Here is a 25,270-nt window from a genome sequence, read left to right on the forward strand (position 1 = left end):
ATGAGCGTAGACATCAGCTGCCGCAAGTTTTCACGGGATTTGGGATTGTCTCGGGTGTACACGTACTTGAAGGCGCAATCCGCCAATAGAGACGCGATTTCCGTTTTGGGGGATTCGTTGTTGCCGATGATGTTTGTTGTTTTTTGTGTGGGCATATTATCTCCTATAAGAAAAAACACTTGATTAACTCAAGTGTTCAGGAGACTGTTCGTAACGCTCGGGATGAATATTAGAATTTATCTAAAATTTGGCAAGAGTTACTTTGTTAAAAGAATGTAAATTCAGGAGCCTCGATTTCGATGCGTAATCAGAATGACACGCTTCGCGTGCCTATTAGATTAGTGCTCGATATTCTTCAGGCGGTTGTAGGCGTCGAAACTGCAGGATTGTCCTACAAAATTGTGAGACGTGATGATACCTGCCTGGTTGACGTAGAATGTTGCAGTGCAATCTTCGCCGGCACGGAATATTGCCCGGTAGGAACCGTCTTCGGCTTCCTGCTTTTCTGTAGGCTCGCCCCAATGATCTTCAAGCATCAGGAACTTGTGGCCGTCCCAATAACGGGCGGCTGATATACCGGAAGCGGCACAGCCTTGCATCAAGACTACAGCAGCTGCAGCAGATATTACAAAAGCGATTTTTTTCATAAGTCTCCTTTTAAATTATTCCCTAATATATCTTTTTTTTGAAAAGGTTTGAACAAAAAAACAGTGGCCTCGTCCGAGGTCACTGTTGCTGTGTTTTTTTGCAATCTCTAGGGAAGCGAAGCTTACTTCTGATTCTTCTTGAACCAGTTGATGAGCTGGTTGGTGGAAGAGTCGTGCTTGAGTTCGGTGTCAGCCTTCAGTTCCGGGAGGATCTTCATGGCCAGCTGCTTACCCAGTTCAACACCCCACTGGTCGTAGCTGTTGATGTTCCAGATAACGCCCTGGGTGAAGATCTTGTGTTCGTACATGGCAATGAGAGCACCGAGACGTTCCGGAGAAACGTAGTCCATCATGATGGAGTTGGTGGGCTTGTTGCCTTCGAACACCTTGTGGGGAGCGAGGAAAGCGATTTCTTCTTCAGACTTGCCAGCCTTGCGGAGTTCTTCTGCAGCCTGTTCCTGAGTCTTGCCGTTCATGAGGGCTTCGGGCTGAGCGAAGAAGTTGGAGAGCAGCTTCTGGTGGTGATCGCCAACTGCGTTGTGGCTGTTTGCTGGGGCGATGAAGTCGCAAGGAATCATCTTGGTGCCCTGGTGGATCAGCTGATAGAAGGCGTGCTGACCGTTGGTACCCGGTTCGCCCCAGAGGATCGGACCAGTCTGGTAGTCGACGCGGTTGCAGTCGCGGTCAACGAACTTACCGTTGGATTCCATGTCGGCCTGCTGGAAGTAGGCGGCCAGGCGATGGAGGTACTGGTCGTAGGGGAGCATAGCGTAGCTGGATGCACCGAAGAAGTTGTTGTACCAGACACCGATGAGGGCGAGGATAACCGGCAGGTTCTTGTCGGCAGGAGCAGTCTTGAAGTGCTGATCCATTTCGTAAGCACCCTGGTGGAGCTTCATGTAGTTATCGAAGCCGATGCGCAGGGAGATGGACAGACCGATTGCAGACCACAGAGAGTAGCGGCCGCCAACCCAGTTCCAGAATTCGAACATGTTGGCCGGGTCGATACCGAAAGCAGACACTGCTTCGGTGTTGGTGGAAAGAGCAACGAAGTGCTTGGCGATGGACTTTTCGTCGCCGTTGAAAGCCTTGAGAACTGCAGCCTTGGCGGTTTCTGCATTGGTCATGGTTTCGAGGGTGGTGAAAGTCTTGGAAGCGACGATGAAGAGGGTTTCTTCCAGGTTGACCTTCTTCAGGGTTTCTGCCATGTGGGTGCCGTCGATGTTAGAAACGAAGAACACTTCGGGAGCGTTTTCGCCAGCATAGGGCTTGAGGGCTTCGGTAACCATCACCGGGCCAAGGTCAGAACCACCGATACCGATGTTCACCACATACTTGATGGACTTGCCGGTATGGCCCTTCCAGGAACCGTTGCGGACCAGGTTGGTGAATTCTTCCATGTGCTTGAGAACAGCACGGACTTCGGGCATAACGTCCTTGCCGTCGACGCAGATAGGATCGTTACCCTTGTAGCGGAGAGCAGTGTGGAGAACTGCACGCTTTTCGGTGGTGTTGATCTTTTCGCCACCGAAGTACTTAGCGCGGATTTCTTCGAAGTTGGCAGACTTCAGGAGGTCCTGGAGCTTGGCCATGGTTTCGTCAGTGATGATGTTCTTGGAGTAGTCCAGGAAGAGGCCGCAAGCTTCGGCGCTGAACTTGGCAGCGCGGCTGGGATCCTTGGCGAAGAGTTCCTTCATGTGCCAGGTCTTTGCAACTTCGGAGTGGGCTTCGAGAGCCTTCCATTCCATAGAATCAGTCAGTTTAGACATAGTTTAATCCTTTCCGCTAGGCGGGAGTTAAATACGGGCGGAAATATAGAAAAAGTTGGAATAAGACAATTTCTAATATTCCAACCCCTAATACTCGTGGATGGAAAGTCCATAGATTTCTGTGACGAAACTCACCTCAAGAATGGAGAAATTTTGTAATTTGTAAAGACAGGGATGGGAAACCCTGTGGTGTAAAGGAAGGTATTATGGAACAGCGTTTTCAAGATGAGACGCATACTGAGACAAAGCAGTATGGCCCGAAGGTGGAAGCCTTCATCAGCGGCGTTCTCGCTGTTGCGACGGCCCTCCTGGTAATATTCGCCTTCGTTTAACAATTAGACTTTAACATTTAACGCACAACAAAAAATTTAACGGAAAAGGCCCCGGCAATTGCCGGGGCCTTTGTTGCTTATCAAGGAAATTCGTCTGTTATTCCCGGGGTTCGCCTTCGAACTTGGGGCCCATATCGGGACCCATGCCGGGCTTAGGACCATGACCCTTGTGATCCTTGAACTTCTTCATGGCTTCCTTGTGGAAGGCACGGAACTTCTCGCGCTGTTCCTTGGTCAGGATCTTGTTCAGGGCGGCGATGGAATTGATGCGGTGGTCCAGCAGGGCCTTGTCGGCAGACAGGACGTTTGCCTTTGCCGTTTCGATGGCCTTGATGTCTTCGGTGTTCAGAGCTTCGCCCAGGGCCTTTTCTGCCTCGAACTTATTCTTGCGGAGGGTCTTCAGGGTTTCCTCGGCTTCGGTGCGGTTCTTTTCGAGGGCTACCTTCTGGTCGGCGGAGACCTGCAGCAAGGAGTCCATCATTTCGCGGTCAGGACCGTTAGGACCGTGGGGGCCTCTGTGACCCTTGGGGCCGTGCTGGCCCATGGGGCCCTTCATTTCCGGGGGAGGATTCTTACCGTCAAATCCCGGAGGCGGCGGCATCATGCCCGGTTGGAAGCCTTCCATGGCCATGGGGCCCTTGGGGCAGGGTTTCATGCATACGGATCCTGCGAAGAATCCGGCGGAGGCGGCGAACACGATGAGGCTTGCGATAAAGAGTTTTGCTGATCCTTTCATTATTTTGCGTCCTTATAGAAATAGCTGAGGGTTACGTTTTCGTCCAATGTGTCAAAATCGTCGTTGTCGTTGTCGCTGCCCAGACCATGATACCAGCTGGATACCTCGGTAGAAGTAATGGTGCTGATGGAAATATTCTCGGAGGTGTTGGAGAATGCGGTCATGAGAACGCTAATACCGATCAGCACCAGGCTTGCGGCCAGGGGGATGGCACTCATGATGCGGAAGGGGATGAGGTTGCTGGGCAGGGCGTCTACCTTGCTGGAATCCGCGTCCAGGCGGGCGCAGACTTTTTCCCAGGAGTCTGCTCTTGGGGTGAGCTGTTCCAGACTAGAAAAATCAAGCTTGTTTTGCATGGTGGATTCGCTCCCTTATAAAGTCTTTGATACGGTGGCGGGCTCGGCTGAGTTTTGCCTTGATGGTTCCTTCGGGGAGGTTGTAAACCTCGGAAAGGTCCTTGATGTCTAAATCTTCGGCATCCTTGAGCCAGAGCATGCTTCGTGTTTCGGCGGGTAAGGTGTTCAGACCTTGGGACAGAAGTTCCGGATCGTAATGCTCGGCTTCGTTCTGTGTGTGGCCCGGAATGTCAATGTTCTCGCCTTCGTTCTGGCCTAGGGCCTCTTCTATAATGAGGAGGGCGTTTTCGCTTTCCAGTTCGCTATGTCTTTTTTGCGCTCTAAGTTTCATGAGGCAGGCGTTTACGGTTAGCTTGTACAGCCAGGTGTTCAACGCCGATTCTCCACGAAATTTATGTATCGCCTTGGGGATCTGAACGAATACGTCCATCAGGATGTCTTCGGCCTGGTCGCGATCCTTCATCATGCGGAAGGCCAGGTTCAGTACGTTCTTGCTGTGGTCCTGCCAGAGGAGGGCCAGGGCTTCGCGGCTACCGAGCTTCAGCTTTTGGATGATTGTGGATTCGACCAGATTCGTGTTCATTTCGCACTTTTGATGATTGTGGTGTTTTGGCGGTTGCAAAAAAAAGTGAGACTTATATAGAAGTGTCAAAAAATATATTACTTTTTGCTTATGGAGGATTTGGTTACATTAACGCTCCCGGAACGGATTGCTCCGAAGCAGTTGTCAAGTTGGCTTGGCAGGTGTATGCGCGTTCTGAGGAGGTCAGATTTGCGATTGGATGGGGCCAATTTCGTGGGGTTGGATCTGGAATCCAAGGCCCTGTTCGCAAAGTTAGCCCTGGAAGCGGAACGTCTCGGACATCGTCTGAAACTTGCGAATTTTTCGCCGGAAATAAAGGCGGAATTGTCGAGGGTGCGTAAAATTGACGTGCCTGCCGGCGAAATCGCCGAGGCCGCAGGATTCGTTGAACGTCTGGGGTGGATGGGCTTTGAAGTCATTGATACCTTGAAGACCTTGCTTTACCTGCTCAGCGAAAGTGTCTATTGGACTTTTGTGGGCCGTTTTGATCGTAAGCGCTTGCCTTTTGGCGGTGTGGCCAAACAGTTGCTGCGCCTGGGTAGCGAGGCTGCCGGCATTGTCTTCTTGTTGGTATTTCTGATTGGTTTTACCTTGGCGCTCCAGAGTGCCAACCAGCTGAATACTTTCGGTGCCGCCGATTACCTTTCTGTGGGTGTGGGCTTTTTGATGTTTGCCGAAATGGGCCCCCTGCTGACTTCCATCATTTTGGCGGGCCGTTCCGGAAGTTCCATTACGGCAGAAATCGCCAGTATGAGCGTGGCCGAAGAAATCAAGGCCTTGCGTACCATGGGTATCCATCCGGTTCAGTATTTGATCTTGCCCCGCTTTAAGGCCATGACTATCGCCGTGCCTATTCTTTCCTTTATGGCATCGGTGATTGGCTGTTTTGCCGGCTTTCTGGTGGCGTTCTGGATTTGTGAAATTTCGCCCCGCAATTACTGGGAAGGTTTGCGCGGGGCCCTGCCCATGGTGCTGTTGTTCAAGAGCATTGTCAAGTCCATGGTGTTTGGCTGGATCGTGACCTTGATTGCCTGCCTCCAGGGCTTCAGGGCTCGAGGCGGTGCCGATTCGGTGGGTAAGGCCACCACGGTCTGCGTTGTTTATTCCATTGCGGGTATCATCCTTGCGGATGCCCTGTTCTCCTTCATATTCTACTAGAGGTTTTATGACTCCCTTATTGAAAGTGGAACATTTGAAGGCGGGCTACGGACGCAAGGTGATCCTGAAGGACGTAAGCTTCGAGGTGGCTGCCGGCGAGATCCGCGTGATTCTTGGCGGTTCCGGTTGCGGCAAGTCGACGCTTCTGAATAATATTTTACAGTTAGAAAAACCCCTTGGCGGTAACATCTCCTTTTTTGGGGAAGCTTATCCTGCTACGGTCCCTATTCCCGATGAAGTTCGCAAGCGTACGGGAGTGCTGTTCCAGGGTGGCGCCTTGTTAACAAGTCTAACTGTGGCCGAGAATGTGGCCTTGCCCCTGCAACGTCACAAGCCGGGGATTCCCAAGAGCATCATGGACGATGTGATTGCGGATCGTTTGGAGAAGGTGCATCTGCTTCATGCCTTTAACAAGTATCCGTCGGAACTTTCGGGCGGTATGCGTAAACGTGCGGCCCTTGCCCGCGCCCTGGCGCTGGAACCTGAACTGCTGTTCTGTGATGAACCGTCTGCAGGTCTTGACCCTATTACCGCCAGGTCCCTGGACGAACTGCTTTTGGAACTGCGGGACGACTTGAAGATTTCGGTGGTCATCGTGACTCACGAACTTGAAAGCATCAAGACCATCTGCGACAAGTTCATTTTCTTGAAGGAGGGCGAGGTCCTTCTGGATGGAAATCTGCAGCAGGGGTTGGAATCGGATATTCCCGAGATCCGGACGTTCTTTAGGCGTGAATGCCCCGATGAATTGGGTAATGCCGGATTTATAAATTTTGACTTTGAAAACTGAGGGTAGGAAAGGATAACTTATGGAAACTACGAAAGCGGAACGAATAAGGCTAGGTTTATTCCTGCTATTGTGTTTTGTGGGAATTGTGGGCTTTGTGGGCTATCTGATTGGTGAAAAGATCCACAATCAGAAAGTTACCTATTACACGATTTTCTCTGAATCGGTGCAGGGTCTGTCGGTGGATGCCCGCGTGATGCTGAACGGTATCGATGTGGGTCATGTGCGCAAGATTCTGATTGACCCGAAGAACTTGAACAATGTGATGGTCTGGTTTGAGGTAAGCCCCGAAACGCCTATTAAGGCGGGCACCCAGGTGCAGATGACGAGTGGTATTTCGTTGACGGGAAACCGCTACCTGATTTTGAATGGTGGCGATGCCGCAGAAGAAAATCTTCCCGATGGCTCCTTTGTTCAGGCGGGCGTGAACCGCATCAGCGAAATTACGGGCCAGGCAGAAAACTTGGTGGCCCGCATCGAAATGCTTCTGGATAATTTGAACAACGTTCTGTCAGAAAAGAATGCCAAGAAGATTTCACGCACCCTCTCTAATTTTGAAGAGGCTTCCGCCGGCACCAAGACCATGATGGCTACTGGAAACGCTCTCTTGAATAACGGCAATCGTCTGGTGAAGTCCATGGAGGCTCCGGTAGCAAAGCTGGATACGTCTATGGGTTCCCTGAAGCGCATTACCGCAGAACTTGACGAGTCCCACTTGGCTATAGAAGTCAAGAATACGCTGGACCAGATCCAGGCGAAGATGGCCGCTCTCGATACCAAGCAGATGAACGACGACCTGGTCAAGACTTTGCATTCGCTGGAAGCTATGTCCAGGAGAGTGGATGTGTTCCTGTATAAGAACCAGACGAACTTTGCAGATGCTCTTAAGCAGCTGAATGCCATTCTGGAAAACCTCAACGATTTCAGCCAGAAGATCAAGAATCAGCCCTCTAGCCTGATTCGCAGTCCCAAGGCTTCTGATAGGGAGAAGTAATGATGGGTAAGATTGCCTTTTGGATGGCTTGCGCCGTTGCGATGGTTCTCACGGGTTGCTTTGGCGGCCCTGATAGGGAAGTCAAATATTACATGCTGCCTGTTCCCGAGGTGAAGAAGGCTACCGCAGATCCGGTGTTCCCCTACACTTTGATGGTGACCCATGCCTCTGTAGACCCGGCCTACCGTCGAAACAATATCGTGTATCGCGAATCGCCTTATGACTTCATGTTCTACACTTATTCCGTGTGGGCTGCCCGCCCGGAATTTCTGGTGGAACAGTCTGTGACTTCTATGATGAAGTCTTCGGCCCTCTTTGGCGTACTGGATGTGGATGTGGCTGTCAAGCCGGATCTGGAATTCATGACCCATGTGAATGCCGTGGAAGAAGTGGACCGCGGAAACGATCGCTTTGCCCGTCTGGCCGTTACCTTCACCTTGCGTAAGACTGAAACCGAGGGCTTTATCTGGCGTAAGGCTTACGATGAATCCAGGAGCTATAAAGGCGACGACATGAGGAATTTTGCCGAGGCCGTCTATGAACTGCTGAAGGCATTTGCAGATGACGCCATTGACGATATCCGCCGCGTGATGAGTTTTGTTCCCGAGGAACATGTGACCGCCAAGGGGTATGAAGAATTGCCCGCCCCCGAAATGGAAGAGCCCGCCGCTTCTGATGTTCCCGCAACGGAAGCACCCGCTGCTCCGGAGGTCGAGCCGCCTGCAGTGAGCGAATAAAGCTATATTGCGGAGCGATGCTCAAAATTTTATTGGCTAAGTTAAAGGAATCCTTTGCGTCAGTGTTGCCCATAACACTGATTGTCTTGATTGTTTCCTTTACGCCGCTGGTGTCGCTGAGCTTTAAGGAAATGGTTGTCTTTGCGGTTTGCGCCGTATTTCTGGTGGTGGGCATTGGCCTGTTCAACCTGGGCGCTGACCTGGCCATGACCCCTATGGGTGAACATATGGGTTCCGGTCTTGCCAAATCCCGCCGCGTTCTGTTGCTGGCTTCGGTCTGCTTTGTGATGGGCGTGCTTATTACCATTGCGGAACCGGATTTGTCGGTGCTTGCGGAGCAGGTGAAGAATGCTGTGAACCCTACCATGCTGATTGCTACGGTAGGTATCGGCGTGGGCCTGTTCCTCTTGATTTCCATTTTCAAGATTGTTTTTAAGAAGGACCTTTCAGCGATTATCATCTTCTTCTACATGGTTCTGTTCATGTTGGGAATGTTGATGGTTTCGCTGGGCAAGGAAGTTTTTGTGCCGCTGGCCTTTGATAGTGGCGGTGTGACTACAGGCCCCATTACGGTTCCCTTTATCATGGCCCTGGGTGTGGGTGTGGCTGGTGCCATTGGCGGTAAGCATGCCAGCGAAAACAGCTTCGGTCTGATTGCTCTTTGCTCTGTTGGCCCCATGCTTGCCTTGATGGGTCTTGTTCTGTTTGCTCAGGGTGACCTGACTTATACCCTTTCCGAAGAAGCTTATTCCATTGACGCAAGCCTTGGTGCGAATTTCTTGCCGGCGGTGGCAGGCGTTGCCAAGGAAGTGCTGGTTGCCCTTGGATTGATCGTGGCGTTCTTCGTGACCTTGCAGCTGACGGTGCTTAAGCTTTCTCGCGCCAAGCTGGCCCAGATCGGCTTCGGTATCGTATATACCTTTGTGGGACTTGTGATTTTCTTGACGGCTGTGGCGGTGGGCTTTATGCCTATTGGCTTTGAATTGGGGCAACAGCTGGCTCAACTGCCCCGTGCCCTGGTGATCTCTGGTTTTGTGATTGGAATGGTGGTTGTTCTTGCGGAACCTGCCGTTCACGTTCTCAATAAACAGGTAGAAGAAATTACTGGCGGCCTTGTCACCAAGCGCTCCATGTTGATCGCCCTTTCTGTAGGTGTGGGTATTTCTATCGGACTTTCCATGATCCGTCTGATTTATGGTTTCCCGGTAATCTATTACCTTATTCCCGGTTACTTCCTTTCTTTGGGACTTTCCTTCTTTGTGCCTAAGCTTTATACGGCCATCGCCTTTGACTCCGGTGGTGTGGCTAGCGGCCCCTTGACTTCCAGTTTTATTTTGCCTTTGGCCATTGGTGCCTGCTCTGCCATTCATGGCGAAGGTGGCATTTTGAGCTATGCTTTTGGTGTGGTGGCCATGGTGGCCATGACTCCGCTGATTACGATTCAGATTCTGGGTTTTAAGGCGGTGGCCTCTAGATTTGTAAGAAACCGAATGATGATGCGTCGAATCCAGGATGCGGATGACGAACAGATTATTGACTTTATGTAGGGAGAGGTATGGCTGATTTAAAGAAGTACATTCGTCGCGCCCCTGCAAAGTCGGGTCATTCCAGGGTCTCAATGAATAAGCTGAAGGTGCTGATTACGGTGGTGAGCCGCAGCAAGGCTGATTTCTATATGGACCACATCCAGAGTTTTGGCGTGAATATGCAGATGGTGGTTTATGGCCAGGGTACGGCTCCCAAGGAAATTGCCACTGCCATGGGCCTTACGGATTCTGACCGTGCCGTAATCTTTAGCATTATCGGTGACGAAAACTTGACCGCGGCCCTGGACAGTCTTGAAGAAAAGTTTAACACCATCGTGGGCGGTAAGGGCATTGCCTATACCATTCCCATGGCAAGCATTATCGGCAAGTCCATTTTTAACTTTTTAAGCGACAACCGCGATGCGGTCCGGAGAAATGAACAATGAGTGGATTCAATCACGAAGTCATTTTTTGTATTGTGAATGCAGGTTTCTCTGAAGCCGTGATGGATGCTGCCAAGGAAGCTGGCGCTCGCGGCGGTACCATCCTGAATGCACGCGGAACCGCAAACAAGGAAGCGGAATCCCTTTTCCACATCGCTATCCAGCCCGAAAAGGAAATCGTCATGATCCTTGTGGATGCAAAGATCAAGGATGACGTTCTCCATGCCCTTTACCAGAAGGCTGGCCTTGATACCATGGGCCAGGGTATTGCATTCTCGCTGCCGGTCGATAACGTGGTTGGCCTTACTCCGTGGAAGGAACGCCTTACCCAGAAGATGGCTTCTATCGTAAAGAAATAATTGTCAATAATAAAATGCCCTTCATAACGCCATCGTAAGATTGATGTCGTAAATTGTAATAAATGTTTTTTGAAAAATATTTGTTTGCAACTCGTTTTTAATCAGAAGATGACATCTGTCGATTGTTAAATTGTTTTATGTTGGCGCTAGGAGGATTGAATGCGTTTTTTTAGAATAACTTTTTTACTGTTGTTTTTTGCGGTCGCGTGTCTGGCGCAACCTCTCTTGAATAAAAATATTACCATTGGTGACGTCCGTGTTCCGGTCATTCTTGTGCAGTTTGATGATGTCAAATTTACGCACGAAGATCCCAAGGCCTTCTATACGGATTTTTTGAATAAGGAAGGCTTCAATGAATATGGTAATGTTGGCAGTGTAAGGGATTACTTCGTTTACAATTCCATGGGGAAGTATCGCCCCTCTTTTGATGTGTACGGTCCAGTAACCCTTCCGAATACAAAGGGGTTTTATGAAGATCCTTTGAGCATCGTCGGTGATGAAGCTGAATTGGCTTTTGTCCAGGCGGTGGAATCTTTGCTTTCGCAAGGTGTTGACTTCTCTGCGTATGACAACGACGGCGATAGTGTAATTGAATTTTTCGCTATGATTAACGCTGGAGAAAGGATATCTGTCAATGAATCTTTATGGCCGGCTATGCATAAAGTCAGTTTAAAAATCAAAGACGATTTGATGGTCCTGCGGTTTGTCGGTGTTGACGAAGGTGAACGTGTATCAACCTTTGTACATGAGTATGGACATATGCTTGGCTTGCCTGATCTCAGTGTCGGTGGACGCATAACTTTGGTGGATACTTGGTCCGTAATGGATAATCCAAATCAAATGCCCCCGCTCTTTTTATCCTTCGATAGGATGTTGATGGGTTGGCTTACGCCTTCTGAATTGGGTAACGAGGAATTCATTCGGTTGGATAAACTGGATGACAATGTCGCCATTTCCATTACTAATCCTGAAAATGAAAATGAGATGTATTTGTTGGAATATCGGACCCAAAAGCTCTGGGACGTGGAGCAGGTGAATTCAGGCATGTTGATATGGTATGTGGATTATAACGATTCTGCGTGGGGGATGCTGGTTAATAGCTATAAATGTCACGCTCGCGAGTATGTTGTAAGAGCTCGCTCGGGATTTAAAGTGCAACTTTCTTCAGGTGAGTCTTGTTCCTACGATGCCGGCGAAGCCCTTCCCTCCGACGTGTTCCCTGGAACCGGGAATGTCACTTCATTTGACGGTTTTGTTTTTCGCAACGGCCTTAACATGAATATTACGCTATCCGAAATCACGGAGTCCGAAGACAAGAACTATGTGACGTTCAAGGTTTCTAGGTCCACGCCGTATATGGAGGAAATAAAAATTTCGAGCTCAAGTTCTAGTGCGGTTTTTGTTCCTCACTTATCGTCTTCGTCGCGGAGTGTTCCCTATTCATTTAGCTATGCTGAAATTAATGACTCTTTGAAACCTTTTGGAACGGGAAAGCCGTCTATTACGCAGATGTTTCGTACTAGGGCTATGTTGCAGAATGGATCCCTGCACATTCGTTCGTCTGTGCCAGGAGAAAAGAACGTGAGACTGTTCTCGCTGAATGGGCAGGTTTTGTACGAAATGAAAATGAACGGTTTTGATATAATTGTCCAAGTGCCTAGTCATGTTTGTAATCAAAAGTTTATCTTGATTATTGAACAAGATGGAATAAACCTGACGAGGGCTGTACTATAGTGGCATAATTTGTATAAATTTACGCCATGAATTATTTGATTTATTTTCTGTTTGCGTTATCTGGTTTTGCAGGCCTGATTTATGAGGGCTCTTGGGCGCGCTACCTCAAATTGTTCCTGGGACATTCCAGTTACGGTCAGGTGCTGACCCTCTGCATTTACATGGGCGGCCTTGCCATTGGTAGCTTTGTGGCAGGCAAACTGGTGACCAAGACGAAACGCCCCTTGTTGGGCTACGGCCTGGTGGAACTGGGTATCGGTATTGGCGGCGTGGCTTACCACCCCATGTACAACTGGCTGACGGGAATTTTCTATGACTCCGAGTTTACGGCGTCTTTGAGTTCTCGCGGTGCAGAAATTGCCAAGGTGATTCTGGCGACAGGTTCGACGCTTCCTATTGCCATTGCGGTGGGTATGACGTTCCCCTTCATTGCCGCTGGTCTTATGCGAAAGAGCGGTGCGGAAGTTTCTCTCCCCATGCTCTACTTTACCAACAGCCTGGGTTCTGCCATCGGTATCTTGGCTACCAGCTACTTGCTGATTCCTGAAATTGGTAATCATGCTACGTTGATTGTGGCCGCTTCCATCAACTTCTTGCTGGCTGCAGTTTTCGGTTTTATCGGATTGGCGACTTCTCCTGTGCATGCGACTGACGACGAAGGCGAAGAAGAAGACCCCAACGAAGATTTTGTGGCGAAGCACAACTTGCCCATGCCGCCTAAGAATGCCTGGCTGTGGATTGCGGCGGTAACGGGCCTGACCAGCTTTGTGTACGAGATTGTGTGGACTCGACTGCTTTCCCTTTTGATGGGTTCTTCTAGCCACAGCTTCGACCAGATGCTTTCTGCATTTATCTTGGGCCTTGCCATCGGTAGTGCTGTCAGCGGTAAGCTCCTGAAGAAGGATTCTCTGGTGGTGCTTTCCCTGGCCCAGATTTTTATGGCTTTCTTTGCGCTCTGTACGCTGTATTTCCATCAGCCGTTCTGGGCCATGATGAACGAGGCCAACCAGATTTTTAATCCGACTACGGATGGTTACGTTTGCTGGAGTCTGTTCAAGTACGCCTTGTCTTTGCTGTGGATGGTGCCTACCAGCTTCTTTGCCGGTATGACTTTGCCGCTGATTACCTTGATCTTGACTCGTGCCTTCAAGAGCGAAGCTCCCATTGGCAAGGTGTACGGCTGGAATACTCTGGGTTCCATTATCGGTTCTGCTGGCGGTGGACTTTTGCTTTTGCCGTTGTTGCAGCTGAAGGGTGCCCTTGTGGTGGCTGCCTTGCTGGACTTTGCCATTGGTTTTATTCTGTTGGCCGTTTACCGCAAACGTTGGCGTCGCAATGTCATGTTCTATGTGGCTGCCGCCGCCATGGTTTTGCCGACCCTCTTTGTGAACTTCGATCCTCATCTGGTAACGTCCGGCGTATTCCGTTCTTTCAAGAACTTGCATCCCGATGAAAAGATTCGTGTCATTGATGGAAAGACGGCGACCATCAGCTTCCATGAATCCAAGGTTCACTATTATGTGAAGACTAACGGTAAGGCTGATGCCAGCTTGAACAAGGACCGCACTCAGCCTATTTCCAGTGATGAACTGACTCAGGCGGCAACCGCCTTTATGCCCATGGCCGTAAAGACTGAACCTTACGATGCCGCCATGGTGGGTTTCGGTAGCGGTATGGGTGCCCATTATTTGCTGGCCGACCCCTTGCTGAAGGATTTTGACTGCGTTGAAATCGAAGAAGCCATGATGGATTTGGCCAAGGGTTTTTACCCCTGGAATAACCGCGGATATGACGATCCTCGTATTCACATTTTTATTGACGATGCGACGACCTTCTTCCATACGAATCATCGCCAGTATGACATGATCATTAGCGTTCCCTCTAATCCTTGGGTCAGCGGCGTGGCCGGTCTCTTTGCCCACGAGTTCTACGCCAAGATGCGCCGTTATATGAAGCCGGGCGGACTTTGGGTGCAGTGGATTCAGACTTATGAATTTAACGATCTGATGTTCCTGAATATTCTGAAGGCTCTGGACCAGACGTTCCCTTATGTCAGTTTGTACAAGTCGACGGATGAACCGGATATTATCATGATCGCCAGCGACCAGCCGGTTTACCAGAAGGGTATCGGCCGCTTTAGCACCGACTCGGTACTGGTGAAGGAATTTGAACGCATTCATCGCGATCCGGAATTCTTTGGCGAAAGGAACTTCCTGTTTACCAACAAGATGGTTTCGTCTCTGCTTGATGGTGTTGAACCCAACAGTGTCTTTGTGCCTATGGTGGATAATCGCGCCGAGGAAGCCCGCTTTGTTCACTCCGAGGCTCACATCGTGCAGGTGTTCGATTCCTGTGAAGTCTGCTGGCCGGAATATCTCGATCCGGAAGATTTTGCCAAGCGTCGCCCTGCCCGCGTGAAGGCCATGGCCGCAGAAGAAAAGGATGCCTTCAAGGAAATGGCCTTGATTGCTTATGTGGAACAGCTGATGAAGAACGCCACTCCCGTCGTGGCTGATTCTACCGCCCAAGAGGTGGCTCAGGTGGTGGCGTCGGCAGATACGGCTCTGGAAGCCTCTGTGGGGTACACCAAGTTCCGCGAGGAATATGCCGACTACCTGCGAGGCGTTCCCCTGGAGGTTCGCGATTCCAACAGCGTTTATGTGAAGGTTCGTGAGGCGGTTGCCGCTGGCGCCTTCCCCCAGAGTTTTGTGGATGAATTCAACATCACGGAAGCGGCTCGAGCCAAGGATTACGCCAAGGCAGCCCTCTTGATGGCTGACTTCTATGACCATTACGAGATGCAGGACATGGATGAATTTTTCCTGCGCAATTGCGTAATCATGGCTCTGCAGGCTGGAGAGGCGGACCTTGCCGACGTAATCTACAAGAATGCGATTCAGATGAACGACCGGTTCTTTGCGGTAGAAAAGCGCTTGATGGAACGCGAAATCCAGAAGCTCCGGAAGACCTTGGCAGCCAAGCGCTAGGCTTGGCGGCTTTGCCTTTCTTTTTATAGGTATGCATAAGAAAAGACCTGTTCGTTGGAACAGGCCTTTTTAATATCTGCAAATCTTTTTTTAGAACATGAAACTTACACCGACGCTGGTGTAGAATGTGTTCAATGTTGATTCGGAGAATGCTTCTTCAGCCACCAGGGTTTCGTTCAACAGACTGGTAAAGCACCAGACAAATCGCAGGTCGAGACTGACCCAGCGAGTCAGCATGTAGCCCAGGTCGAAAACGCCGCCCACTTCCATGCCGGAGGTGGCCACCGTATTTTCGCGAGTTTCGCCACTGGTAGAAAATTCAGAGGAACCGGTGAGCTTCAGGCCGAGATTCACACCGGCACCGATGAAGAAACCCCAGTCTTCGACGGTATAGCGGACAACCATGGGGATTTCAAACATCATAATGTCGATGCTTGCCTCGTTGGTGTAAATCTCCATGTCCTTTTCGTAGGTGTAATAGCGGTAGTTGAAAGTCAGTTCTGGAACCAGGCTCAAGTGCTTGATGCCCAGGTTCATCTTGACAAGAAGACCGCCACCGATCTGGAAGCCGGTTCCCCAACCATCGGAGTTGTGCCCCAGGAAGGTGTTGGCGCCGACCTGACCGCGGACGCCAAGGAGCACGGCGCGAGCGAAACCTTCGTTACGCTGACGTTCAATGTCGGATTTCTTGGTGGATTGTGCCTTATACTTGGCATAGGCGCTGGCGTATTCTTCGTCATTGGCGAATTCGCTGTCGGCGGAGCCGTCATAGGTGGCTTCTTCTTCGACGGGTGCCTTGTTGGCGTCGTCGGCAGAGACCCATTCATCGTCGCTGGGAGTTTCGCTGTCCTGGGCCCATACGGGCATGGAGAGCGCCATAGTCAGTGCTGCTAAAAGGCTAAACTTCTTGAAATTCATGATGTAAAAATAAAAAACTAGCTTGGAATACCAGCTAGCTAAAATATTTTATTCGTGTAAAAATAGTGTTGAAAAAAAAGTTTACTTAAGAAACGGGAAGTTTAGTCTCTAAAGTAGGAGAGTTACACCCAAAGTTACGTGGCTTGTAAAGAGCTTGGTTTTCATCAGGGTGGATTCGGCGATAACGTCCTGGTCCAGCAGGTTTGTGTAGTTCTGGACATAGCGCAGGTCGACCTGCAGATTTTTATTGATAACGTAACCGATGTTCAGGAGGCTGCCCAGTTCCACGCCGACGGTGGGCATAGTGTTGCTGCGCTTATCCTTGTAATGTTTATCCTTGGTGTCGACGGTCTGCTTGAATTCGGTTTCGCCTGACATCTTGAGACTGATGTTTGCGCCCAGGCCCAGGAAGAATCCGTCTTCATCGAAGGCGTACTGGATAAAGGCGGGAATCTGGAACAGCATTTCAGAAATGCTTGCTTCGTTGTGGCTGTAGTCGTTGTCGCCTTCGTAGCTGTAGGTGCGGTAGCTGAAATCCAGGCCGGCGGCGACAGAGAAATCGTTTCCGATGGGGAGCTTGGCGATGGCGCCTGCTTCTAGGTCGAAGCCTACGTTCCAGCCGTCGGTATGGTTTCCGAGGAAGTTCATGTTTGCGCCGGCACCGGCTCTGAAGCCGAACTGGATGGACTTGGAGAAGCCTTCTTTGCGGGCGCGGTATTCGCTGGCGTTTTCCTGCACGTAGTTGGCGCGGGTGTCTTCGTCATCGAAGAATTCTGTTACCTTCGTGGAATCCGCTGCCTTGGTGGAGTCCTGTGCTACGGAATCCTGGGCGGTTGAATCCGTGCCGTATACGACGGTCTTTACTCCGTTTTCATCTACAGTCTCTACACCGTTTGCGTTGTCGCTCTGCGTATCATCCGTAGAATTGGAAACTTCGTTAAATTCCATTCCGCAACCGTCGCCGACGCAACCACTATTGTCCTCTTCGCCGGAACCTTCGAAAACGCCCTGGGCGAATGCAGTGGAACAGAATCCGCCTAGGGCAATTGCCATGGCGATGGTCAAAATCGGCTTGTGAGAAAACTTAGGTGCGAACATACTAGAATTATAACATTTTGAAAACACTTTGTTTATGTATTTTCTAAATTTTTCGCCGTAAAATTTTAACTAGCCGTGAGGTATGAGGTCGCCTGCCTTGGCGGGCTTTGAGGTTTGAGTTGAATAGTGGCGCTTCGCGCATCATAAAGGTGCAGCGAAGCTGCGATTATAAGGCTCGTTACTCGTTGCTCATAACTCACCGCTGAACGAGGAAAAAATGGCAAAGTATAATCCGCAAGAAATTGAAACCAAGTGGCAGGCTTACTGGGCTGAACATCAGACCTTCAAGACTGGCACCGATCAGTCCAAGCCCAAGTTCTACTGCCTGGACATGTTCCCGTATCCCAGTGGCGCAGGCCTTCACGTAGGTCACCCCGAAGGCTACACCGCAACGGATATTATTTGCCGCTACAAGCGTTCTAAGGGTTTCAACGTCTTGCACCCCATGGGTTGGGACGCTTTCGGCCTCCCCGCTGAACAGTACGCTATTCAGACCGGTACTCATCCGGCAATCACCACCAAGAAGAACTGCGACAATTTCCGCCGTCAGATCCAGCGCCTGGGCCTTTCCTATGACTGGGAAAAGGAAGTGAACACCACTGACCCGAAGTATTACAAGTGGACCCAGTGGATCTTCAAGCGCCTTTACGGCACCTGGTTCGATGAGGTCCAGCAGAAGGGCCGCCCCATCGAAGAATTGCCCATTCCGGCTGATGTTCAGGCTCAGGGTGCTGCCGAAGTTCGCAAGTTCAAGGATTCCAAGCGTCTCGCTTACTACGCCGACGCTCAGGTCTGGTGGTGCAAGCACTGCAAGATTGTTTGCGCAAACGAAGAAGTTCTGAACGACGGTTCTCATGAAAAGTGCGGCACCAAGGAAGTGGAACGCCGTAACCTGAAGCAGTGGCTCATGCGCATCCCCCATTATGGCGACCGTCTTTTGAAGGGCCTCGATAAGCTGGATTGGCCCCAGGGCGTGAAGGACATGCAGAAGAACTGGATCGGCAAGAGCCAGGGTGCAGAAGTGGATTTCGCCATCGCTGATGCAAACGGCAAGCCCACCGAAAACAAGCTCCGTGTTTATACCACCCGTTGCGATACCCTGTTTGGCGCAACCTACATGGTGGTGGCTCCCGAACACAAGCTGGTTCCGACCCTCACTACCCCGGAACAGAAGGAAGCTGTGGAAGCCTACGTTCATGCCGCTGCCCTCAAGAGCGACCTGGACCGTACCGAACTGGCCAAGGAAAAGACCGGCGTGTTCTCTGGCTCCTACGCCATCAACCCGCTGACCGGCACCAAGATTCCGGTTTGGGTGGCTGACTACGTTTTGACTGGCTACGGCACCGGCGCTATCATGGCTGTGCCCGCCCACGATACCCGCGACTTCGAATTCGCAAAGAAGTTCAACCTGCCTGTTATCTGCATCATGGAACCGGACGCCTCTTGCCCGGAAGACGTGAAGCCCCAGGTTCTCGCTGGCGAAGCATGCTGGGCTGCCGACGGCACCTACATCAACAGCCAGAACGACACCCTCTGCCTCAATGGCCTCAACAAGGAAGCTGGCAAGGCTAAGGTCATCGAATGGCTCGAAGCCAACAAGATCGGTAAGGCTACCGTGAACTACAAGCTTCGTGACTGGCTCTTTAGCCGTCAGCGTTACTGGGGCGAACCGTTCCCCATCATCCACTGGGAGGATGGCGAAATCTCTACCGTCGATGACGACCAGCTGCCGGTTCAGCTGCCGGATCTGCAGGACTACAAGCCGGGTGACGGCGGTCAGTCTCCGCTGGCCAACGCTTCTGAATGGCTGAACGTTGTTGACGCTAATGGCCGCAAGGGCGTTCGCGAAACCAACACCATGCCGCAGTGGGCTGGCTCCTGCTGGTACTACCTCCGCTATATCGACGCCTGCAACGGAGACGCATTCCTGGCCAAGGAACTCGAAAAGTACTGGATGCCTGTTGACCTTTATGTGGGCGGTGCAGAACACGCTGTGCTCCACTTGCTGTACAGCCGTTTCTGGCACAAGGTCCTCTTCGACCTGGGCCTCGTCTCTACCGACGAACCCTTCCAGAAGCTCTTTAACCAGGGTATGATTCTTGCCTTCGCTTACGAGGACGCTGCCGGCTCCAAGGTTCCCACTGATGAAGTGGAAGAAAAGAACGGCAAGTTCTTCAAGAAGGGTACCGACATCGAACTGAAGCAGATCGTTGCCAAGATGAGTAAGTCCCTGAAGAACGTTGTGAACCCGGACGACGTGGTTCGCGACTACGGTGCAGACAGCCTTCGTTTGTACGAAATGTTCATGGGTCCTCTGGATGCCGTGAAGCCTTGGCAGACCAAGGGCATCGAAGGTATGAACCGCTTCCTGGGCCGCGCATGGCGTTCTGTGGTGGGTGACGACGATGCAGCTCCCGTCTTCGTTGACGAAGCCGCTCCGGAAGAAATCCAGAAGATTATGCACCAGTCCATCATCAAGGTCACAAGCGACATTGAAAACATGAGCTTCAATACCGCCATTAGCCAGCTGATGATCTTCAACAACGAAATGATGAAGATGGACAAGCGCTACCGCGAACCTTGCGAAACCTTCGTAAAGCTCCTGCAGCCCTTCGCACCCCACATCGCCGAAGAAATGTGGAGCATCCTGGGCCATGAAGGATCCCTCACCAACGTGGCATGGCCTGAAGCCGACGCAAGCAAGGCTGTGGAAAACACCGTCGAAGTCGTGTTCCAGGTGAACGGCAAGCTCCGCGCCAAGGCAAACGTCGCCAAGGACATGGACAAGGCTGCTTTGGAAGCCCTCGCCATGGCTAACGAACGAGTTCAGGAGTTTACCAACGGCAAGACTGTGGTTAAGGTTATTGCCGTGCCGGGTAAGCTGGTGAATATCGTGGTGAAGTAAAGGTCCCTGAGCCTGTCGAAGGGCCCTTGCATCGACAAACGTCATCCTGAGGCGCGTCGCGCCGAAGGATCCAGACCCGCAAAAAATTAGACCGTAGCCTAACCGCTGCGGTCTTTTTTATAAAAGGGGAAGTCTCCCCCTGGTTCGCACTTTGTTGCTCTCCACCCCCTCTACGTGGGCTCAGACGCCGCCCCCGTAACGCCCCGGCTTACTTCCTGCTAAAATAGGGGCTAATTCTTGCCTAGACGGGCGAATGGGCGCTTGCTTTTCTTTGAAATAGATTGTATATTTGAAACAACAGGACCCCCCGCACCTCTCATTGATGTGTCCCAGGGGGGACATTTTTTTTATGGGAACAAAAAAGGCAACAACTTATAGGGAACAAGTAGAAAAAATCAAACAACGTGGCTGTTGTATTGAGAATGTTGATGATGCTGTTCGCTGCCTTGAATCCATAAATTATTACAGGTTGTCTGCATATTTCCTGCCATTTAGAAAAACCGACGGCTCCTATAATGCCGGAACAAGTTTCTCAAGGATTGTACAGATATATGAATTTGATCGACTATTGAGAAGATCGCTTTTTTCGGCTCTTGAAGAAATAGAGATTTCTATGAGGGCGAGACTTGCTTATTTCCATGCGCATAAATATAGTCCGGTTGGCTATTTGGATGCATCGATTTATTCTCGCTGGCACAACCACCAAAAATTTCTAGAAACTTTCAATAGAGAAGTTGAGCATAGTTCTAATGTTCCTTTTGTGAAGCATCACCAGGATTGCTATGATGGCGTGTTCCCTATTTGGGTGGCCGTGGAATTATTTTCGTTTGGCATGTTGTCCTATTTTTATGCGGACCTTGTTCTTGCGGATCAAAAACACTTTGCGAGTGAATGTTATAAGACCGTCCCGAAAAATCTAAAAAGTTGGCTGAGGTGTGCAACAGACTTGCGAAATATCTGCGCCCATTACGGAAGGCTTTACTATAGGATTTTCTCCGCAATCCCTGCAAACATTGAGGAAGTTGAAGAAAAGGATGAACGCTCTCTTTGGGCGGCGTTCCTTGCTGTGCGGAACTTGTATCCGAATCCTCAAAAGTGGAATGAAGAATTTCTCCCGTCAATTAAGGCGTTGTTTGAAAGGTATTCGTCAGCCATTCAGTTGGAACACATCTCTTTCCCAAAAGATTGGGCGGTGAAGGCGATTGCCAAGGAAGTGTAATCCTTGACGGAATCATCAGCTCGGCATATCGTCTGATGATTTACGAAACTTTTTTCCACAAAAAAGGCGAGGAACTTCCTCGCTAGCGATGGACCTGGGTCTTGCGATTTATCATCGATTCAAACTGTGTAGAGCATGTCCCTATCAAGACGTATGTTCGATATTTTGCGAATATAGGGGACATTTTTTGTTTTTGACATAAAAAGTCACCAGTTTTTAATAGATTTAGATTGAAGGTGCTGAGATGAATCTTAAAGAGTTGCTGAAATTTCTTTTTCCTGAATACCAGATTTTTACTGCGGCAAAGAACTTGCCTCAGGGTTTGAGGGCAACCCAAAAAGTACAATCTACATCGTCTGTAGAAAAAACGGTATTGAAAAGCGAATCGAAATCGGAATCTGTGAAATCAGAACCGAAAGGGCATGAACCGGAAAAAGGGTTCGCTACGATTTTTACGAGACAGGATTCCAAGGCTTCAGCACATGCTGTAAAGGACAATGCAAAATCTTTTAATTTTAATCCTGTTCCCAAGGAACTTGCAAAAATTTGGATTGGGTCTGAAAAGGATATTCAATCCTTGGTTACTGCATTTAAGCGTCCTTTTGTAAGTGGGTACGAAGAAGAAAAGCCGAAAAACTCCATTCTTCTTTTGGGACACCTTAGTAGGGGAAAGGCTTATGCAATCCAGTGCATCAGTAAAATTCTCTGCCAACAAAAAATTTTGACATCATCGTCTGCGGAGATTATTGATCTTGGCCGTTATGCGAGCGATTCTTCTGGAACTTTGTTCTTGAGCGATATATATGCTTGCCTGAAGTCTAAGGCTGATGTCATTATATTTGAGCAACCGGAAAAAGCAGGGGCTGGTGAATTGGATATTCTTCAGCAGTTGTTGGAAAATGGCGTTTGTAAACTGAATAAGCGTTATGTGTCTAATAACGGAATGCTGATGGATGCGACGGGAGTTCTTCACTCCAATCCGATTTCTGAAATTTCTGCCAATGGCAAATTTTTTGTTTTTATTAGTACACTTCCCAAGGCGAAAATACTTTCTGTTCTTGGGAATAAGATTACGAAATTGTTCGGTGATGTTATTGAACTGGAACCGATCTCGCAAAAGCAACTTCAGGATATTGCATTTACGGAATGCAGGGCTTTGATTGACAAATGTTCTCAGATGCTTCATATTGAAGCGTCTTTTGATGATGATGTTGTCAATGCACTTGTGAAGATATTTTCAAAAGATGCAGGTATCAAGGGCTTAAAGAAGTTCGTAGAAGAGTTCCTTTACAAGGGCCTCACTGAAATGCTTTTGCAAAATGCAATTGCGACGAATACGAAGATTCATCTTACCAGTGTAGAAAATGAATTCTTTGTATCTCTAGCCTCTGGCAAAAAATTGAATTTTGCTGATTATTCCAAAGATATAAATGCTTCGGAATTGGCTGATGTCAAGAAGGAACTTGACAACATTATTGGTCTGAAAAAGGTGAAGGATTACATTCGTGATTTGGAGACGAATGTCAAAATTCAGCAAATCAGAACGGCCAATGGTCTTCCGAAAGCGGATATCTCCATGCACATGATTTTTGCTGGAAATCCGGGAACGGGAAAGACTACTGTTGCGAGGATTGTCGCGAAATACCTGAAGGCTATAGGAGTGCTTTCCTCGGGGCATTTACGCGAAGTGACAAGAGCTGATCTTGTTGGACAATATCTTGGGCAAACCGCACAGAAAACAAATGAAGTCATCAATAGCGCTCTCGGTGGAGTCCTGTTTATTGACGAAGCCTATTCGCTTTGTCGAGATGCCGGAGATCCGTTTGGGCTTGAAGCCATAGACGCTATTGTAAAGGGGATGGAAGATAATAGGGAGAATCTTGTCGTCATTTTGGCTGGCTATGAATTGGAAATGAAGGATTTTCTTAAGACAAATTCCGGATTGAAATCCAGGTTCCCTAATATTGTTCATTTTGAAGATTACAGCTCCAAAGAAATGCTTGACATTGCAAAAGTTACTGTTAAGTCCAAGGGGTACAAAATGGATGCGGATTGCGAAAAACCGCTTCTTAGGATATTTGAGGCTTCGCAGGTCAAGGGCAAAAATGATGGCGGAAACGGAAGACTTGTCCGTAATGTTGTGGAGGCCGCGATTTTACAGCAGTCGAAGCGTGTCGTGAAAAATCCTGTGAATTTGGATCTTTTAATTCCTGAAGATTTTGGATGCTTTGGGCCTAAGGATTTTGATCTTGAAAGCGAATTGTCTAAAGTTATTGGACTTGATTCCGTCAAACAGTACATCCGGAGCTTACAAGCTCGCTTAAAGCTTAAGGAGGCTCGCAAACAAGCTGGATTGAAAACCTCTGACACGCAAACGATGCACATGATTTTTGCAGGCAATCCAGGCACCGGTAAAACGATGATGGCCAGGACCGTTGCGAATGTCCTTTACAATATGAATGTAATCACCACGAATAAGTTGGTGGAAACGGATCGCTCGGGACTAGTGGCCGGCTATGTTGGGCAGACAGCCATAAAGACAAGAGAGGTCATTGAGTCTGCACTCAACGGAGTCCTATTTATTGACGAGGCATATGCACTTGCCCAAGGTGGCCCTAATGACTTTGGCCGCGAGGCGATAGATACCCTTGTCAAGATGATGGATGATAATCGCGATAGATTGGTGGTGATTCTTGCAGGTTACAGTAGGGATATGGAAAATTTCCTGAATCAAAATGCTGGCTTGCATTCTCGATTTGCAAACATTATTGAATTCCCAGATTATTCTACGGATGAACTTATGCAAATTGCGGGCAAGTTCTACGGTGACCAGGGATATATTTTGGATGACGGTGCTAGCGAATGCTTGCGGAAAAATTTTGAATCAGCAAAGATGAACCCTCAATTTGGCAATGGTCGATATGTAAGAAACATCTTTGAAAAATCCCTGAATAATCAAGCTCTTCGACTGAGTGATTCCAATGATTTTTCCAAGACTGCGCTTACAACCATTACGGCCTGTGATTTGGAGGGGGTGTAGTGTGAATCAAGGGAACAGGTTCGGTGCTTACGCTTGGTCCATGAATGTACTTGCTGCGTGGATCATATTACTTTTTGTAACGATTGTTGAAGCTATAATATGTGTATCCATTTTGGATGGAACCGTGACTGTTGTATCGGGGAATTTGGCGATTACACTTGTCACTTTATTTTTCTTCATTCCTCCTTTTGTAATTACAGAGGAAATCTTTCAAGAAATTTATATAAGGAATCCTCTAATTCGCCCCCTGTATGCGACTACTTTAGCTTATTTAACAATCGTTGCGTTGATTCAGATATCGTATGCGATTTTTAATTCAAATTTGATTGCTTTGGGATTTTTGCTTCTTGGACGTTTTGTAATGTGCCTTTTCTTTCAAAAATATCCGATGGATTCTTTGAATGTTTGATTCGGTAAGAACATTTTTTGCAGGAATGTGGTTTTGCTTAGTGCTGATTCCCACTATGGTATTGGGAGCACTTTTTTATTTAGGAATCTTAATGTTTATTCTATCTATGCTTGCTACGGGCTATAGTTTGCCTAGTTTTGGACTGACATATTTTAAAATAGTGTCTATTCCTTTTTTGCTGACAAATATATTTTTTAGACGTTGCTATACCATGATTGACAAACTTTATCCGTTCAGTATTTTTGCTCTGTGTAATTTTTTTATTGTTGCGTTGGCTGAAAAAATTCTTGCTTATGGATTTGATGTCATTGAACCAACAAGGCATCTGTTGACAATTATTGCTGTAATAGTTCAAGTATTGGTGTGTAGAATTATTATGGGATTTTATGGCTCTTCATCAACATGTGTGGGTGGCTTCGCCACCCTTTTTTGTTGACATTCGCCTAAATTAAACAAAAAATGGGCTATTTTCTAAAATTTAATCGCCAAAAAAAACAGAAGAAAAAGCCCATGTCAAAATTATACAAATCCAT

The 25,270-nt window shown here is 48.9% G+C and carries 22 protein-coding genes; 15 read left to right on the plus strand and 7 right to left on the minus strand.

Translation table 11 applies throughout. From position 1 onward, the window contains the following. Positions 1–338: 338 nt before the first annotated feature. Positions 339–647 carry a hypothetical protein gene (locus BUB38_RS14815; RefSeq protein ID WP_073161512.1) on the minus strand — a complete coding sequence of 103 codons (309 nt, stop codon included), beginning with the start codon at positions 645–647 and terminating at the stop codon, positions 339–341. Between the two features lie 122 nt (positions 648–769). Beyond that, positions 770–2,416, minus strand: a complete 1,647-nt coding sequence (gene pgi / locus BUB38_RS14820) for a glucose-6-phosphate isomerase (protein ID WP_073161513.1) — start codon at positions 2,414–2,416, stop codon at positions 770–772. Positions 2,417–2,622: 206 nt separating this feature from the next. Between pgi and BUB38_RS16870 the strand changes: the two genes are divergently transcribed. After that, positions 2,623–2,748, plus strand: coding sequence for a hypothetical protein (locus BUB38_RS16870; protein WP_254917582.1), 126 nt, complete (start codon positions 2,623–2,625; stop codon positions 2,746–2,748). Between the two features lie 97 nt (positions 2,749–2,845). On the opposite strand, the gene BUB38_RS14825 is transcribed toward BUB38_RS16870, so the two are convergent. Genes BUB38_RS14825 through BUB38_RS14835 form a run of 3 tightly spaced genes read right to left on the minus strand, consistent with a single transcriptional unit; the run spans position 2,846 to position 4,423 of the window. Beyond that, positions 2,846–3,484, minus strand: coding sequence for a Spy/CpxP family protein refolding chaperone (locus BUB38_RS14825; RefSeq protein ID WP_073161514.1), 639 nt, complete (start codon positions 3,482–3,484; stop codon positions 2,846–2,848). Further along, positions 3,484–3,840 carry a hypothetical protein gene (locus tag BUB38_RS14830; protein ID WP_073161515.1) on the minus strand — a complete coding sequence of 119 codons (357 nt, stop codon included), beginning with the start codon at positions 3,838–3,840 and terminating at the stop codon, positions 3,484–3,486. The genes BUB38_RS14825 and BUB38_RS14830 overlap by 1 nt, the downstream gene beginning before the upstream one ends. Then, positions 3,824–4,423 (minus strand): RNA polymerase sigma factor, encoded by a 600-nt coding sequence (locus BUB38_RS14835; protein WP_254793757.1) that lies wholly within the window; start codon positions 4,421–4,423, stop codon positions 3,824–3,826. Before BUB38_RS14835 ends, BUB38_RS14830 begins: the two co-directional genes overlap by 17 nt. Positions 4,424–4,612: 189 nt before the next feature. Between BUB38_RS14835 and BUB38_RS14840 the strand changes: the two genes are divergently transcribed. The 9 genes from BUB38_RS14840 (at position 4,613) to BUB38_RS14880 (ending at position 15,148) form a co-directional block, all read left to right on the plus strand. Then, the gene (locus BUB38_RS14840; RefSeq protein ID WP_158236537.1) at positions 4,613–5,581 is read left to right on the plus strand and encodes an MlaE family ABC transporter permease; all 969 of its coding nucleotides are present in this window, start codon (positions 4,613–4,615) and stop codon (positions 5,579–5,581) included. 7 nt (positions 5,582–5,588) lie between these two features. Further along, positions 5,589–6,371 (plus strand): ABC transporter ATP-binding protein, encoded by a 783-nt coding sequence (locus BUB38_RS14845; RefSeq protein ID WP_073161517.1) that lies wholly within the window; start codon positions 5,589–5,591, stop codon positions 6,369–6,371. A 19-nt stretch (positions 6,372–6,390) separates the two neighbouring features. Then, entirely contained in the window at positions 6,391–7,362 is a 972-nt protein-coding gene (locus tag BUB38_RS14850; protein WP_073161518.1) for an MlaD family protein, read from the plus strand. Beyond that, on the plus strand, positions 7,362–8,099 hold the full coding sequence (locus BUB38_RS14855; RefSeq protein WP_073238576.1) for an ABC-type transport auxiliary lipoprotein family protein: 738 nt from the start codon (positions 7,362–7,364) through the stop codon (positions 8,097–8,099). The genes BUB38_RS14850 and BUB38_RS14855 overlap by 1 nt, the downstream gene beginning before the upstream one ends. A gap of 17 nt (positions 8,100–8,116) precedes the next feature. After that, complete coding sequence (locus BUB38_RS14860) at positions 8,117–9,646, plus strand: DUF1538 domain-containing protein (protein ID WP_073161520.1); 1,530 nt, start codon at positions 8,117–8,119, stop codon at positions 9,644–9,646. An 8-nt stretch (positions 9,647–9,654) separates the two neighbouring features. Further along, positions 9,655–10,071 (plus strand): hypothetical protein, encoded by a 417-nt coding sequence (locus tag BUB38_RS14865; protein WP_073161521.1) that lies wholly within the window; start codon positions 9,655–9,657, stop codon positions 10,069–10,071. Continuing rightward, positions 10,068–10,427 carry a P-II family nitrogen regulator gene (locus tag BUB38_RS14870; RefSeq protein WP_073161522.1) on the plus strand — a complete coding sequence of 120 codons (360 nt, stop codon included), beginning with the start codon at positions 10,068–10,070 and terminating at the stop codon, positions 10,425–10,427. Before BUB38_RS14865 ends, BUB38_RS14870 begins: the two co-directional genes overlap by 4 nt. 159 nt (positions 10,428–10,586) lie before the next feature. Next, positions 10,587–12,161, plus strand: a complete 1,575-nt coding sequence (locus BUB38_RS14875) for a M6 family metalloprotease domain-containing protein (RefSeq protein WP_073161523.1) — start codon at positions 10,587–10,589, stop codon at positions 12,159–12,161. 26 nt (positions 12,162–12,187) lie between these two features. Further along, entirely contained in the window at positions 12,188–15,148 is a 2,961-nt protein-coding gene (locus BUB38_RS14880; RefSeq protein ID WP_073161524.1) for a fused MFS/spermidine synthase, read from the plus strand. A gap of 90 nt (positions 15,149–15,238) precedes the next feature. On the opposite strand, the gene BUB38_RS14885 is transcribed toward BUB38_RS14880, so the two are convergent. Next, complete coding sequence (locus BUB38_RS14885) at positions 15,239–16,066, minus strand: outer membrane beta-barrel protein (protein WP_073238593.1); 828 nt, start codon at positions 16,064–16,066, stop codon at positions 15,239–15,241. Between the two features lie 108 nt (positions 16,067–16,174). After that, complete coding sequence (locus BUB38_RS14890) at positions 16,175–17,164, minus strand: porin family protein (RefSeq protein WP_073161526.1); 990 nt, start codon at positions 17,162–17,164, stop codon at positions 16,175–16,177. Positions 17,165–17,381: 217 nt separating this feature from the next. On the opposite strand from BUB38_RS14890, the gene leuS reads away from it, so the two are divergent. The 5 genes from leuS to BUB38_RS14915 all read left to right on the plus strand — a co-directional run bounded on the left by leuS (position 17,382) and on the right by BUB38_RS14915 (position 25,173). Then, on the plus strand, positions 17,382–20,069 hold the full coding sequence (gene leuS, locus BUB38_RS14895) for a leucine--tRNA ligase (protein WP_073161527.1): 2,688 nt from the start codon (positions 17,382–17,384) through the stop codon (positions 20,067–20,069). 349 nt (positions 20,070–20,418) lie between these two features. Further along, complete coding sequence (locus BUB38_RS14900; protein WP_073161532.1) at positions 20,419–21,288, plus strand: Abi family protein; 870 nt, start codon at positions 20,419–20,421, stop codon at positions 21,286–21,288. 244 nt (positions 21,289–21,532) lie between these two features. Beyond that, the gene (locus BUB38_RS14905; protein ID WP_073161528.1) at positions 21,533–24,328 is read left to right on the plus strand and encodes an AAA family ATPase; all 2,796 of its coding nucleotides are present in this window, start codon (positions 21,533–21,535) and stop codon (positions 24,326–24,328) included. Position 24,329: 1 nt separating this feature from the next. Further along, positions 24,330–24,737 carry a hypothetical protein gene (locus BUB38_RS14910; protein WP_073161529.1) on the plus strand — a complete coding sequence of 136 codons (408 nt, stop codon included), beginning with the start codon at positions 24,330–24,332 and terminating at the stop codon, positions 24,735–24,737. Then, positions 24,730–25,173: a hypothetical protein gene (locus BUB38_RS14915; RefSeq protein ID WP_073161530.1), complete on the plus strand. Its 444-nt coding sequence runs from the start codon at positions 24,730–24,732 to the stop codon at positions 25,171–25,173. Before BUB38_RS14910 ends, BUB38_RS14915 begins: the two co-directional genes overlap by 8 nt. Positions 25,174–25,270: the final 97 nt, after the last annotated feature.

The organism is Fibrobacter sp. UWH5 (assembly GCF_900142505.1).
In the GTDB taxonomy this organism is placed as follows: Bacteria; Fibrobacterota; Fibrobacteria; order Fibrobacterales; family Fibrobacteraceae; genus Fibrobacter.